Genomic DNA, 14066 nt, shown 5'->3' on the forward strand with positions numbered 1-14066 from the left:
TAAAAGGAAACGCCCCGACAAGTCGGGGCGTTTCTTTTAGCCTCGGGAAACTGCGTTTTCACACAGTCTGCTCGGCCGGTTTTTTCACGTTCAGACTTTACGTTTCAGCGGCTCGGCTGCGAAGGTCACCCCGGCCAGGCCGTGAGCGATCAGCGCGCGGATGTTGCCGTGATCATTGCCATCTGGGGTGGCCAGCACCGAGCGATAGTGTTCGCCAAATGCGAGCAGGGCTTCTTCATCGCTCAGCCCTTCAAGCGCGGCAAGGCCCAGTGTCTTGCAGGAACCTTCGTTCTGCCCGGCGGCGTTTTCCACGCCACCGTTGCTGAACGCCTGTGGCTGGTAGTCGTAGCCGGCAGAGATGAATGCCAGGGTGTCGGCGAAAGCGTGTTGGCCGCTACGAAGGCTGGCGCGCAGGGTGTTCAGATCAGTCATGCTTTTTTTCCTTGGCGAACGCGGCTTTCTGCTCGGCGTTGGCTTCTTGCTGGTAGTGGGTTTTCCACTCGCTGTAAGGCATGCCGTAAACCACTTCGCGGGCCTGGTCGAGGCTGACGTCGATCTGTTTCTCATCGGCTGCGGCCTTGTACCACTTGGACAGGCAGTTGCGGCAGAAACCGGCAAGATTCATCAGGTCGATATTTTGGACGTCTTTGCGGCTGTCCAGGTGCGCGACCAGTCGGCGAAAGGCGGCGGCTTCGAGTTCGAGGCGTTCTTGCTCGGTCATGATGGGCTCTTTGCAGGCAGTTAATGGTTTGAATGATAAGAGGGGAAGACACCGGGTCCAAGCCATTCGCGAAGATATTCACAAGGGCTTCTGGTCAGACCCTTGTCAGCATTGAATCAACGCTGCCCAGCCAGGGTAATCGACACCGACTCGGCAAATCGCAGGGCGTGAGGTTTATCGACTTCGACTTCGGCGTACAGCACGGCTGCGTGGCTCATCACCAGGTCGAGCACTTCCTGGGTCAGACGTTCCAGCAGCGCAAAACGATTGCCTTCCACATGCTGGATGATGGCTTTGGTGATCGTGCGGTAGTTGAGGGCGTGATCGATGTCGTTGTCCCGCACGGCATCCTGGGCGGCATACAGAATCGTCAGGTTGATCAGCACGTCCTGCTTGTTGAGGATCTCGTCCTCATTGATGCCGATAAAGGTGCGCAGGCACAGGTCTTTGACCCGAATGCGGGCCGTTCCTGGTTCGAGTCTTGGCATGACTATTTGCTCCGTCCAATCAATTGCAGAAACTCCTGACGGGTCGTACTCGAGTCACGGAATGCACCGAGCATGACCGAGGTGATCATGGTCGAATTCTGCTTTTCAACGCCACGCATCATCATGCACATGTGTTGAGCTTCAATCACCACGGCGACGCCAGCGGCGCTGGTCACTTCGCGGATCGTATCGGCAATCTGCCGGGTGAGGTTTTCCTGAATCTGCAGGCGTCGGGCGAACATGTCGACGATGCGTGCAATCTTCGACAGCCCAAGGACCTTTCCCGTAGGGATGTAGGCGACGTGTGCTTTGCCGATGAAGGGCAGGAGGTGATGCTCGCACAGCGAGTACAACTCGATGTCCTTGACGATGACCATCTCATCGTTGTCGGAGGCGAACAGCGCGCCGTTGACGATGTCTTCAACGCTTTGCTCATAGCCATGACACAGGTATTGCATCGCTTTGGCGGCACGTTTGGGCGTATCGAGCAGGCCTTCGCGGTCGGGGTCTTCACCCAGGCCCACGAGGATCTCGCGGTAATGCTGTGGCAGCGATAAGGTCATCAAGGAATCCTCGCGGGGCGACTTATTTAAGGTGCCGACCGCCGTTTACAGTCAAGGTTGTGCCGGTAACGTAGGGGTTGTCCAGCAGATAGCGCAGGCTCTGGTAGATCACCTCGGCACCGGGTTCTATGCCCATGGCGGACTTGGCCAGGGTCTTGGTGCGGTACGCCGCGTCGTCGTCGGGTTGAAACATCAACAGCGCTGGCGCGATGCTATTGACCTTGATCCGGGGCGCGAACTTGGCCGCAAATGACAAGGTCAGGCTTTCAAGCCCTGCTTTGCTGGCGCAGTAGGCGATGTGCTTGCTGCTGCCTTTACGGGTGACGTCATCGCTGATGTGAACGATGTCGGCCACAGGCGAACGGTGCAGCAATGGGGCGCAGTGCAGGTTGATCAAATAAGGCGCCAACATGTGCACGTTGAACATCTGAGTAAAGGCCGCAGCTTCACTGCCCGGCGTTTCGGCCAGCCATTGGGAGGCATTATGGACAATGGCACGCAGGCTGTCGGTGTGGTTTCCGAGTTCATCGATGAACGCCAGGATGCTCGCTTCAGATGAGAAATCGGCATGGATCGCCAGCGCACCCAGGTCACGTAATTGCTGCACGCCCGGGCGGTCGCTACGGTAACTGACGATCACCGAATGACCGTCTGCCAACAGGCGTTTTGCGCAATCCAGCCCGATACGCTGGCTGGCGCCTGTGATCAGAATAGGGGCAGAAGGAAAAACCATGGGGCAACTCGCGCAACACAGTGAGGGTTGAAGCCGGGGCCCTGAGTGATCGGCATGCGGCTCGAGCCAGCGAAACCATTAGCTGGCTATTATTTGCAGCAAAGTTATACCAATGGCCCTCACTGAACAACCCGCACCGCGCTGCGCGAGTTGTTGAGCCTCGCGCCTGGCTAGTGGCTGGGTGACGATTCTGACGCGCGGATTGGCGCTCGAGGTGCGCTGTGCAACCAGGGTGACAGCAGGTGGGTGGACAGTGGAATGAACAGGAAAACCATCAGCGGTGTGAGGGCCAATGTGCTGACCAGCACCCGAGGCAGCAAACTCAACTCATTGAGCAGGGGAGCCAGCAAGAAGTTGAATATCAGCGATACCGGGAAGAACGCGAGCCAGATGGCCACGGCTTGTTTCCAGCGCGGCGGACGCTGACCGGCGGCACCAAACCAGCCGTCGATGCCTCTGACCCGGTGTTCCGACGGTTGTGCAAACAAGCCGCTGCCGCGCACCAGCCAAGTGCTTCGTGACGCGGAATGCTCCCATGCGTGCATTGTGAATTCGTCGGCGAAGCGAAAGATGATCTGGAATTCATCGTCACCAGGGGGCGGCGCTAAAACGCCAGAGCCCAGATATCCGGGGAAGTCGGTGGCAAGTTGCTCACCTTCACGCAGCCAGGCGATGAGTTCGTGGTAGCGGCCATGGGCGACGCGGCGGGCGACCATCAGGGTGACGGGGGAGGTAGACATCGTGCATCTCCGTAAGACGAGTGAGTTTCCCGGGTAGGGAATTCACATAACGCAGCGCCGGGGTGGTGGGCTGCGTTTAAAAGGCAAGCAAGGATTATTCCCGATTCCCACAAATAAGCCAGAGGCTGTCGTCGCCCGCGTTGTTTCTAGGGGCGACCTTGAGGGTACAATACGGCCACTGTTCTCAAGCGATGCCTGTCATGACCGAACCTGTTATTGGCCCTGCTCTGGGCAGCGGCCTCAAACAAGAAGAGTTGTTCCCCATTCGCGAAGTGTCGCGTATTACCGGGATCAATCCGGTCACGCTGCGCGCCTGGGAGCGGCGCTACGGGCTGATTCAGCCCACCCGCACCGACAGCGGCCACCGTCTGTATTCCCAGGCCGACATCGATGAGGTGCGGAGCATTCTTGGCTGGATCGAGCGCGGTGTGGCCGTCAGCAAAGTCGGGAAGATTCTTGCCAAGGCCAGCATCGTCAGGACCCAGTCCAATCCGCTTCCAGATGAGGGGTTGCTGGGTGAGTGGGGTGAATGGCAGGCACAACTGCGTCGCACCATCAGCGCCTTCGATGAGCGCGGTCTGGAGCAGTTATATGGTCAGATATTTGCCAGTTACCCGTTGACCGTGGTGTTCCAGGATATTTTGATGCCGTTGTGGCAGGAGTTTTTGCTGCATCAGGATCAATTTGGCCAAGCCAGCGAATGGTTGTTTCTCGACAGTTTTTTGCGTGCGCGAACGCTGCAACGCTTGCAGATGCTGCGCGGTACGACGGAGTTGAAGGTCGTACTGGCGGCTATTCCGGGCCAATGTCGCGAATTGGAGCTGTGGGTGGCGGGGTTGATGCTGGGCACGACGGATACGTCGATCAGTGTCTTGGCGCTCGGTCAGCCACTGGAGGAGCTGAGCCTGGTCTGTGAGAAAATTCAGCCTCAGGCCTTGGTGCTGTTTTCAAATCATCCACCTGCGGCTGATCTGCCTCGGCGCCTGAAGCGCCTGGCGCTGACCCTGGATTGCCCTGTTTTGTTGGCGGGGGAGGCATCGGATTTGGCGCAAGAAAGCCTCGATGGCTCACCCATCGCGTGTCTGGGAAGTGATGGGCGTTCCATGCAGCGACGTTTGCAGCAGTTTTTAGCGGGGCATCTGGACACGTAGAAAGTGTCGATGTGCCGTGGAGTTTCTTGACCAAGGGTGACGCTGTTCACGCGTTACTCAGTCGAGCGGAGCAGGGTGAACCAGTAGATGCTGTTGCAGGATGTACTGGCGCAGGCGTTCAGTGTCTTCTTTGTTTCGCTGGCTCAGACGGTACGCCGCAAGACCTTGCTCGGTCAGCCGTTCGAAGGTGCCGCGCAATGCAATGGGCGCGTAGCCCATCGGAGCAAACCACAGGGCGAAGTATTTTGGCGGTTTGGTCGCTTTGCGGTTCTCCAGCAAAATCCCCTTGAACGAGATTTCATGCACCCAGAGCGCACTCTGCGAACCTTTTTCGGTTTGCAGCGGCAGGGGTTCAGGCAGGTTCAGTCGCCATGGACGCACCTGAGGACCTTGTTCTTCATAAATACTCGGCGCGCCCAACTCCAGATGCATGGCATGGAATTCATCTTCCACCAGATGCAACGGAAAGGTCATTTGCTGGTTTTCGAACTGCGCCTGAATCGTCACCTGCTCGTGGGCAGCCAGACGGGTCAGCAACTCCTGAATCTGCACGCCACCATTGACGAGCAGGCCGCGCGACGCATCACGCACGTTCAGCTTCGGGTTGTGCTGCATGTTCTGAATGAAATCCAGCTCATCCTGAGTGAGTAGGGTATCGCGTTGCATGCTAAAGCTCGAAATATGCGGTTATTGGAAAACAGACAACTCATTCGGTGGTTTGTTAGCACCACGTATCATTTTTTTAGTGATTCTATCTCGGCCCGTGCAAGCGCCAGCTCGGCTTCCAGCTCGACGACGCGCTGTTGTGCTTCGATCTGGGCGCTGACATTTTTTTGAATGCCGATGAAATAGGTTAGCTGATCAGCCTCATTGAATACCGGCGTGATCGATAGCTCGTTCCAGAAGGCGCTGCCGTCCTTGCGATAGTTGCGTACCACCTGCCGGCATGGCTGGCCGCTGGCAATTGCCTGGCGAATCACCTCCAGCCCCGGTTGCTGCCGGTCATCGGCCTGCAGGAAACGGCAATCGCGATACAGAATTTCTTCCACCGCGTAGCCTGTCAGCGTTTCGAATGCCTTGTTCGCGTAAATCAGGATGTTGTCATCACCTTCCTGCTCAGCGACCACAATGCCGTCATTCGAGGCGTTGATTACCAGCTGCAACAGTTTTGCATTGATCATGGAAAGCTTCCGTTGCGAATTGCCAAGCCAGCATTCTAAGACATTGCGCTGCGTTGGGGCATAATGTCCGACGTTTTTACTGCGTTACAGGGTCTATTTATGAAAGTGGTCATCCTTTCCGGGTCGGTCTATGGCTCTGCCGAAGAAGTCGCCCGGCATGCCGAGTCAATCATTCGTGCCGCTGGTCACGAGGTTCGACACAATCCCCGTGTCACCTTGGCAGAGTTGCAAGCGTTCGCGCCCGAGGCATTTCTGGTCGTGACTTCGACCACGGGGCTGGGCGAATTGCCTGATAACTTCCAGGCGCTCTATTCGCAGATTCGTGATCTGTTGCCTGCGGCCTGGCGTGGTTTGCCCGGCGGAGTGATTGGCCTGGGCGACGCCAGCTATGGCGATACGTTCTGCGGCGGTGGCGAGCAGGTGCGTGAGCTATTTGCCGAACTGGGGGTTCGTGAAGTGCAACCCATGTTGCGCCTGGATGCCAGCGAGACCGTTACGCCTGAATCCGATGCAGAACCTTGGCTGGCGGAGTTTATTCTTCACCTAAATGCCTGAGTCGGTTGCGCGCTCACCCGCGCGCCTTACCTGACCTTAGATGACTCGCTCGGCCAGTAAGCTGGCTGCCAATGCAACTACCGGGATGCTCAGGCCTGACTAGACTGATCGAGATGGGAACCTAATCGCGATTATTATAAAAAAGCCGAGGTAAGCACCGTGAACGTTGCCCAAGTTTTGCCTTCCCGAAGCGTGAAGGATCAAGTCAGTGCCGCCGAATGGCAGGCGCGGGTCGATCTCGCGGCCTGCTATCGGTTGGTTGCGATGCACGGTTGGGACGACCTGATTTTTACCCACATCTCGGCCAAGGTTCCTGGCACCGAAGATTTTCTGATCAACCCGTTCGGCCTGATGTTTCACGAAATCACGGCATCGAGTCTGGTCAAAATCGATCAGGCCGGTAACAAATTGATGGACAGCCCCTACGAGATCAACCCGGCCGGCTACACCATTCACAGCGCGGTGCATGAAGTTCGGCATGACGTGGCCTGCGTGCTGCATACCCATACGGCGGCAGGGGTTGCGGTATCTGCACAAAAGCAGGGGATTCTGCCGATCAGTCAGCAATCGATTTTCGTTCTGTCGAGCCTGGCTTATCACCCCTATGAAGGCGTCGCCCTGAATCATGAAGAAAAAGCGCGGCTGCAAGCTGATCTGGGCGATAGCAGCTTCTTGATGCTCAACAATCATGGGCTGTTGACGTGCTCCAGCAGCATTGCCGATGCCTTCCTGATGATGTTCACCTTCCAGCGTGCCTGTGAAATCCAGGTGCTGGCGCAAACGGGGGGTGCCGAGCTGATTCCTATCGGCGGGCAGATCCTGGCTGGCGCGAGAGCGATGATTGCCGGGGTGACTAAAAGCACTCAGGGCATGGGCGGGGCATTGGCCTGGCCGGCGTTGCTGCGCAAACTCGATAAACAAGACCCGAGCTACAAAGAATAATGCCGCTGGCAGAGATCCCTTTGTCCGTCTGGCGTACCCGTGGACAAAGCTTTTTGTTCCGGGGCCAGACCATTCGCTACTGGGTCGCGGGGCAGGGCGAACCATTGTTGTTGATTCATGGCTTCCCCACAGCCAGTTGGGATTGGCATTACCTGTGGCAACCCTTGACTCAGCGTTATCGGGTGATTGCCTGCGACATGCTGGGTTTCGGCGATTCGTCCAAGCCGCAGGGCCATGATTACCGCCTGCTGGAACAGGCCGACCTGCAGCAGGCGCTGCTCGAGCACCTGCGCGTAGAACAAGCGGTGCATGTGTTGGCACATGACTACGGTGACAGTGTCGCCCAGGAATTGCTGGCCCGGCATTATGAAGGGACGTTCGCCATGGCCAGTTGCGTGTTCCTCAATGGCGGGCTGTTCCCGGAGACACATCGCAAGCTGCTGGTCCAGAAACTGCTGCTCAGCCCACTGGGCTGGCTGGTGGGGCGGATGTTCAGCCGGGAACATCTGGTTAAAAGTTTTACGAAGATATTTGGCCCAGACACGCGGCCCAGTGAAAGTGAGCTGGATGATTTCTGGAGCCTGATCGAAACCAACCAGGGACCGCGGATCATCCACCGTTTGATCAACTACATTCCCGAGCGGATTGTGCAGCGTGATCGCTGGTTGGCCGCCATGCGGCGCGGCGATGTTCCGATGCGAGTGATCGACGGTGCGGTCGACCCGATCTCCGGTGCGCACATGGTCGAGCGCTACCGCGAATTGATCCCCAATGCCGACACTGTGCTGTTACAGGGTATCGGTCATTACCCGCAAACCGAGGCGCCAGCGCTGGTCCTGGAGCATTACCTCAGTTTCCGGGCCGCACTAGATATCCAGAACCGGGTATTGGCTTATTCCTGAACGCCGCTAATCAGGCTCAACCCTCATCCTGCTACCTTATTGCGCACTATTCAGCACTGAGCGTATTGATTGTGACTGTGGGTCGAGTGTTCGACACTCAAGCCATTGTCCATCTTTGCTGGAGCTGTCCATGAGTGAGCCTGTGCGTTTTGAAGATAAGGTCGTCATCGTTACGGGTGCCGGCGGTGGCTTGGGTCGTGCCCATGCGTTGCTGTTCGCCAAACATGGTGCCCGCGTAGTGGTCAACGATTTGGGGGGCTCGGCGCATGGTGAGGGCGCCAACGCGTCGGCGGCAGATCGTGTAGTCGCCGAGATTCGCGAGGCGGGCGGCACTGCGGTTGCCAACCATGACTCGGTCACTGACGGCGCCAAAATCGTACAAAACGCACTGGATGCATTCGGTCGTATCGATGTCGTGGTCAACAACGCCGGCATCCTGCGTGACAAGACCTTCGCCAAAATGGAAGACCCCGATTGGGACCTGGTGTATCGCGTGCATGTCGAAGGCGCCTACAAGGTGACCCATGCTGCCTGGCCGCACATGCGTGAGCAGAACTATGGGCGTGTGATTTTCACCTCATCGACCTCCGGCATCTACGGTAACTTCGGTCAGTCCAACTACGGCATGGCCAAGCTTGGCCTTTATGGCCTGACCCGCACCTTGGCCCTTGAAGGGCGCAAGAACAACATCCTGGTCAATGCCATCGCCCCAACCGGTGGTACACGCATGACAGAAGGGTTGATTCCGGCCGGTGTGTTCGAATTGCTCAAGCCCGAACTGATCAGCCCGTTGGTGGTGTTTCTCGGCAGTGAACAGTGCCAGGAGAGTTCAGGCCTGTTCGAAGTCGGCGGCGGCTGGATAGGCAAGACCCGCTGGGAGCGCAGCGTCGGTGCCGGCTTCGACCCTCGTACCGGTTTTAGCCCGGAAGATGTCGCCGCTAGCTGGCAGAACATCTGTGACTTCGAAGGTGCAGCACACCCAAAAGACACCATCGAAGCCCTGCAAGAGATGATGAAAAACCTGCAAAAGTATAGCGCTTGATAATAGTGGCTTCATATTGAACTCGGTCGATCAGGGCATACCTGATCGGCCGAGTTTTTTTGTAGGCTTATTCTTGCTTTGTATGTAGGAATGATCTCTAAATCTATTTTTGATGCTGTTTTAGGTCGGACGCATATCAAGATTTTCTAACGACTCCCGATACGACGTTAATAGCTATGTCGATTTTGGAGGCCTGCATGATTGAAAATTTTGGTCTGATCAAAGACCGAATAAGCGCCTATACCTATGTGCCTGACAGGCAGTTCAGAACGTCCTCCGGTCGTTCCATCGAGGAAGTGACTACGCTGAAAACTGCCATGACTGTTATCTTGGCCTTGCAGGAACGTGCACAGTTTTCTCGCACGCCATCGTTGATTGATACCCGGGTCTGAATAGCGTCGGCACGGAAGGCTAAACCAGGCCTGAGCCGTGACCCATAGTCATGCGGCTCAGGCAACCATATGAGTAAACTGTTCAAGTAGCACTCGAATTCCGACTGGGCGATTTAAGGTTGATCACACTTGCTTGTCAGTCTGTATCTGAAGTAAGTGTAGGGCTTTTCCGTTCCGATGAAGTTTCTCTGTTTTGTGTACGACATTTCTTGTTGTTAAGTAGGTGGTGGATGGAATTCAATCACGCCTTGTTTGAACTATAAAGTTGTCGAGCCGTTTCCCGATATGCCCAATGATCTGTCTATTTATTGAGTCGGGAGAAAGCCATGTCAACATTTCGTATCTGGGGTGATCTGCCTGCCGTTCTTATTCGGCAGCCACCAGAAAGTACAGTGCCCAAAGCGTCCGCCACTGCGCTGACCCATAGCATCCTGCTGGACATCGGCGAAAATCCAATCGCGCTTGATGCAGAATTTATGGACACACTGAAGTTGAAACCGTTGCTCAAGGGCTTCAACCCTGAAGAGATCACACCCAATGAGCTCAGTCAGTTAGGTGGGCAGCTTTATAAGTTTGGCCTTATCGATAATCACACGGCCGAGCTCATGGATAAAGCCGGCACCGAGTTTGATAGAGACGGACTGCCAATGAACCCGGATGTGAAGATCAATGCGCTGGATTTTTTCGCGGGCAGGATATCGGCCATGAAGGACAACTCATTGCGCGGTGATCCCTATGCAACGATGTTGCTCCCCGATTATATCCGGGCGGTTCATGTCATGCAGAACCTGCACACCTACGCGACCACGGGCGATAGCTACGCCAGCCAGCGCGCGAAAGAACGGGAGCAAAGTGTGGGTGGACAATCGGCGGGGGGATGGCGCAGGCCTGTGATTGCTGAATGACAGGCAAAAAAAAGCCGCTGTTTAAACAGCGGCTAAACAAGACGTTAGATCCAGGAGCTTTCAAACCAACATCGATAAACCTGGGGGCGAATCAGTCCGTAGAAGCTCATGTTTGAGCCACTGCCGGTACACAGTAAGTAATCAAGTCACTTGAATGAAACACCGGCGTTTTAATGATTCTGGCCGGTTGCTGTGAAAGCCCGGCAAGAATAAAGAATTCAGGCCCAATGAAACATAGCGGTTTGCGACATTGACTGTTACATACCCGGCAATAGTCGGGTGGTTCCGGTTGCCGTCCGCAAAACCTCGCCAGGATATTCAGCGCCCGGAAGCTCAATCCATGTCCCTCATCATGGATCATCCATGCCATCGATGATGGCGCGCAAAGCCGTGCCAGACGGGGGATTCACTCTTTAGAGGTACAACGAGAATACCTCCTTGGTGCGCTTATCCCTCCTGATGGCTGTGGGTAGGGTGATTTCTTCTGCAACCACCAGGGGGAAGACGCATGACAACAACAATAATGCGCGCCATCTTCAAGCCACAGACGCTGGCCATCGCCGTGGCGCTGGGCTGCACGGCTCAGGCGCATGCCGTTTCATTCAATATTGGAGAAGTCGAAGGGCAATTCGATTCCTCGCTGTCGTTCGGCGCGAGTTGGGGCTTGCGTAACGCGGACCCGAGTCTGGTCGGTACGGTGAATGGCGGCAAAGGGCAATCGTCTACCGGTGATGACAACCGGTTGAACTTCAGGAAGGGCGACGTCTTCTCGGAGATCTTCAAAGGTGTCCATGACCTGCAACTCAAATACGGCGATTCGGGTGTGTTTCTGCGGGGCAAGTACTGGTATGACTTCGAACTCAAGGACGGGCATCAGGACTTCAAGGACGTCAGCGATAACGGGCGCAAAGAGGCGGCCAAGTCAGCAGGTTATCAACTGCTGGATGCCTTCGTTTATCACAGCTACGCGATTGCCGACATGCCAGGCACCGTGCGTGCGGGCAAGCAGGTGGTCAGTTGGGGGGAAAGCACCTTCATCGGTAACTCGATCAACAGCATCAACCCTATTGACGTGTCAGCATTCCGCCGCCCGGGCGCCGAGATCAAGGAGGGGCTGATCCCGGTCAACATGCTTTTTGCTTCCCAAGGGTTGACCGACAAGCTCAGCGTCGAGGCGTTCTACCAGTTGGAATGGGATGAGACGGTCGTCGACAATTGCGGCACTTTCTTCGGTAGCGACGTGGTCGCCGAAGGTTGCAACAATAATTACACCGTGGGCAGTCCGGCGATCAAACCTTTACAGCCGATTGCCGCGGCCTTCGGTCAAGGCTTCGACGTCACACCTGAGGGCGTGGTCGTCCGACGCGCCGGTAACCGTTATGCACGTGACTCCGGGCAATGGGGTACGGCTTTGCGCTGGTTGGGTGACGACACGGAGTACGGCCTGTACTTCATGAATTACCACAGTCGCTCACCTGTCTTGAGCACCAAGACTGCCGGTCTGGCGACGTTGGGTGCGATCCCCAGCATCGTCGGCGCGGCCAACGCCGTGGCACCTGGCACTGGATCAGGCCTGGCGCAGAGCACCATGCTTGGTAATGGCCAGTACTACCTTGAGTACCCGGAAGACATTCAGTTGTACGGTGCCAGTTTTGCCACCACCTTGCCCACCGGCACGGCCTGGAATGGGGAAATCAGCTACCGGCCCAATGCCCCGGTCCAGCTTAATACGACTGATCTGACCCTGGCGCTGCTCAACCCGATTGCTCGCGGGACCGCATCACCGATTGCATCGAGTCCTGGTGCGGATAACAAAGGTTACAGACGCAAAGAGATCACCCAGATCCAGTCCACGTTGACCCACTTCTTCGATCAGGTGCTCGGTGCTCAGCGACTGACCGTGGTTGGCGAGGCGGCAATCGTCCATGTGGGAGGGCTGGAACCCACCAGTGAGCTGCGTTATGGCCGTGACTCGGTCTACGGTGCCTATGGCTTTGGTGGCGATACCAGCGGTTTTGTCACATCGACGTCATGGGGTTATCGCGCTCGGGCGATTCTCGATTACGCCAACGTTTTTGCCGGGATCAACCTCAAGCCCAACCTGTCGTGGTCCCATGACGTGCACGGTTATGGCCCCAACGGCCTGTTTAACCAAGGCGCAAAAGCGGTCAGCTTCGGGGTCGATGCCGACTACCGCAACACCTACACCGCCAACCTGAGTTACACCGATTTCTTCGGTGGTGATTACAACACCCTGACGGATCGTGACTTCGTGGCGTTGAGCTTCGGCGTGAACTTCTGATCGGCTTGATAAGGACATGACTATGCGCAAGATGATCCTGCAATGTGGCGTCCTGGCTTTAGGCCTGCTGGCGACCAACGTAATGGCTGCGGTGTCGGCGGACGAAGCCGCGAAACTGGGCAAAAGCCTGACACCGTTAGGGGCGGAAATGGCCGGGAATGCCGACGGTTCGATCCCTGCTTACACCGGCGGTCTCCCGGTGAATGCGGGGGCGGTGGACAGCAAGGGCTTCCTGGCGGATCCGTTCGCCAACGAGAAGCCGCTGTTTATCATCACCGCCAGCAACATGGCGCAGTACAAAGACAAACTGTCCGATGGGCAGCAGGCGATGTTCCAGCGCTATCCCACGACCTACCGGATCCCGGTTTATCCGACTCATCGCACCGTCGCCATGCCGCAAAAGGTGTACGACGCGGCGAAGAAAAGCGCGACCACGGTCACCACCATCAATGACGGCAACGGCCTGGCCAATTTTGCCGAAAGCCGCTACTACGCGTTCCCGATCCCGAAAACCGCGAATGAAGTGCTGTGGAACCACATCACCCGTTACCACGGCGGCAATCTGCACCGCACCATCACCCAGGTAACCCCTCAAGTTAACGGCTCGTTCGACTCGGTCACGTTCGAAGAGGACGCTGGTGCCCCCGAGGACATACCGGACCTGAAACCAGAAGAAAGCGCGAATATCCTGACCTTCTTCAAGCAGGAAGTGACGAAGCCCGCGCGCCTGGCCGGTAACGTGTTGCTGGTACACGAAACCCTCGATCAAGTGAAAGAGCCGCGTCTGGCCTGGATCTATAACGCGGGTCAGCGGCGTGTCCGGCGTGCGCCGCAAGTGGCCTATGACGGTCCGGGTACTGCGGCGGACGGCCTGCGCACGTCGGACAACTTCGACATGTTCTCGGGTGCCCCGGATCGCTACGACTGGAAGTTGATCGGCAAAAAAGAAATGTACATCCCGTACAACAGCTACAAACTTGACTCGCCGAGCCTCAAGTACAGCGACGTGATCAAGGCTGGGCACATCAATCAGGACCTGGCCCGTTATGAGCTGCACCGGGTGTGGGAATTGGTCGGCACGCTCAAAGCCGGTGAGCGGCATATTTACGCCAAGCGCCACATGTACATCGACGAGGATACCTGGCAAATCGCGCTGGTCGACCATTACGACGGTCGCGGCCAGCTCTGGCGGGTGGCCGAAGGTCATGCGCAGTTCTACTACGACCACCAGGTGCCGGCTTATACCCTTGAGGCCCTGTACGATTTGAACGCCGGCCGCTACATCGCACTGGGCATGAAGAATGAGGAGAAGCGCAGCTTCCAGTTCGGCCTGAAGCTCCACGTGTCTGACTTCACCCCCAACGCCCTGCGTAACGCCGGCATCCGCTAACCGGTTGCAACCCACGTCTCAATCCGCTTGAAAAGCCATTCACGGTTGCTGTGAGTGGC

At 56.7% G+C, this 14066-nt stretch carries 17 protein-coding genes; 9 read left to right on the forward strand and 8 right to left on the reverse strand.

The features are described from left to right. Positions 1-90 precede the first annotated feature (90 nt). From K0F75_RS05570 to K0F75_RS05595, 6 genes are all read right to left on the reverse strand, one after another. Complete coding sequence (locus K0F75_RS05570) at positions 91-432, reverse strand: HopJ type III effector protein (protein WP_219060865.1); 342 nt, start codon at positions 430-432, stop codon at positions 91-93. Then, positions 425-721: a DUF1244 domain-containing protein gene (locus tag K0F75_RS05575; protein WP_219060866.1), complete on the reverse strand. Its 297-nt coding sequence runs from the start codon at positions 719-721 to the stop codon at positions 425-427. Before K0F75_RS05575 ends, K0F75_RS05570 begins: the two co-directional genes overlap by 8 nt. A gap of 116 nt (positions 722-837) precedes the next feature. Next, entirely contained in the window at positions 838-1209 is a 372-nt protein-coding gene (folX, locus tag K0F75_RS05580; RefSeq protein WP_219060867.1) for a dihydroneopterin triphosphate 2'-epimerase, read from the reverse strand. A 2-nt stretch (positions 1210-1211) separates the two neighbouring features. Beyond that, the gene (gene folE / locus K0F75_RS05585) at positions 1212-1772 is read right to left on the reverse strand and encodes a GTP cyclohydrolase I FolE (RefSeq protein WP_219060868.1); all 561 of its coding nucleotides are present in this window, start codon (positions 1770-1772) and stop codon (positions 1212-1214) included. Positions 1773-1794: 22 nt separating this feature from the next. Next, positions 1795-2505 (reverse strand): dihydromonapterin reductase, encoded by a 711-nt coding sequence (gene folM / locus K0F75_RS05590; protein ID WP_219060869.1) that lies wholly within the window; start codon positions 2503-2505, stop codon positions 1795-1797. Positions 2506-2675: 170 nt separating this feature from the next. Continuing rightward, positions 2676-3245, reverse strand: a complete 570-nt coding sequence (locus K0F75_RS05595) for an antibiotic biosynthesis monooxygenase (protein WP_219060870.1) — start codon at positions 3243-3245, stop codon at positions 2676-2678. Positions 3246-3445: 200 nt separating this feature from the next. On the opposite strand from K0F75_RS05595, the gene K0F75_RS05600 reads away from it, so the two are divergent. Continuing rightward, positions 3446-4396: a MerR family transcriptional regulator gene (locus tag K0F75_RS05600; protein ID WP_219060871.1), complete on the forward strand. Its 951-nt coding sequence runs from the start codon at positions 3446-3448 to the stop codon at positions 4394-4396. Between the two features lie 57 nt (positions 4397-4453). On the opposite strand, the gene K0F75_RS05605 is transcribed toward K0F75_RS05600, so the two are convergent. After that, the gene (locus K0F75_RS05605) at positions 4454-5062 is read right to left on the reverse strand and encodes a hypothetical protein (protein ID WP_219060872.1); all 609 of its coding nucleotides are present in this window, start codon (positions 5060-5062) and stop codon (positions 4454-4456) included. Between the two features lie 68 nt (positions 5063-5130). Next, complete coding sequence (locus K0F75_RS05610) at positions 5131-5577, reverse strand: PAS domain-containing protein (protein ID WP_219060873.1); 447 nt, start codon at positions 5575-5577, stop codon at positions 5131-5133. Between the two features lie 99 nt (positions 5578-5676). Here K0F75_RS05610 and K0F75_RS05615 point away from each other — a divergent pair, with 99 nt between their 5' ends. From K0F75_RS05615 to K0F75_RS05650, 8 genes are all read left to right on the forward strand, one after another. Next, entirely contained in the window at positions 5677-6132 is a 456-nt protein-coding gene (locus tag K0F75_RS05615) for a flavodoxin (RefSeq protein WP_219060874.1), read from the forward strand. Positions 6133-6309: 177 nt separating this feature from the next. Then, a complete protein-coding gene (locus K0F75_RS05620) occupies positions 6310-7074 on the forward strand; it encodes a class II aldolase/adducin family protein (protein WP_374028613.1) in 765 nt (254 codons plus the stop codon). Beyond that, the gene (locus tag K0F75_RS05625) at positions 7074-7976 is read left to right on the forward strand and encodes an alpha/beta fold hydrolase (RefSeq protein ID WP_219060876.1); all 903 of its coding nucleotides are present in this window, start codon (positions 7074-7076) and stop codon (positions 7974-7976) included. The genes K0F75_RS05620 and K0F75_RS05625 overlap by 1 nt, the downstream gene beginning before the upstream one ends. Positions 7977-8106: 130 nt before the next feature. Then, the gene (locus tag K0F75_RS05630) at positions 8107-9018 is read left to right on the forward strand and encodes an SDR family oxidoreductase (protein WP_219060877.1); all 912 of its coding nucleotides are present in this window, start codon (positions 8107-8109) and stop codon (positions 9016-9018) included. 197 nt (positions 9019-9215) lie between these two features. Further along, positions 9216-9410: a hypothetical protein gene (locus K0F75_RS05635; protein ID WP_219060878.1), complete on the forward strand. Its 195-nt coding sequence runs from the start codon at positions 9216-9218 to the stop codon at positions 9408-9410. A gap of 326 nt (positions 9411-9736) precedes the next feature. Beyond that, entirely contained in the window at positions 9737-10315 is a 579-nt protein-coding gene (locus K0F75_RS05640) for a hypothetical protein (protein WP_257604265.1), read from the forward strand. Positions 10316-10823: 508 nt separating this feature from the next. Next, positions 10824-12617 carry a DUF1302 domain-containing protein gene (locus K0F75_RS05645; RefSeq protein WP_219060879.1) on the forward strand — a complete coding sequence of 598 codons (1794 nt, stop codon included), beginning with the start codon at positions 10824-10826 and terminating at the stop codon, positions 12615-12617. 22 nt (positions 12618-12639) lie between these two features. Continuing rightward, the gene (locus K0F75_RS05650; protein ID WP_219060880.1) at positions 12640-14007 is read left to right on the forward strand and encodes a DUF1329 domain-containing protein; all 1368 of its coding nucleotides are present in this window, start codon (positions 12640-12642) and stop codon (positions 14005-14007) included. The last annotated feature ends 59 nt before the right edge of the window (positions 14008-14066 follow it).

Origin of the sequence: Pseudomonas sp. UMAB-08, from assembly GCF_900095225.1 — a bacterium.
Lineage (GTDB): Bacteria > Pseudomonadota > Gammaproteobacteria > Pseudomonadales > Pseudomonadaceae > Aquipseudomonas.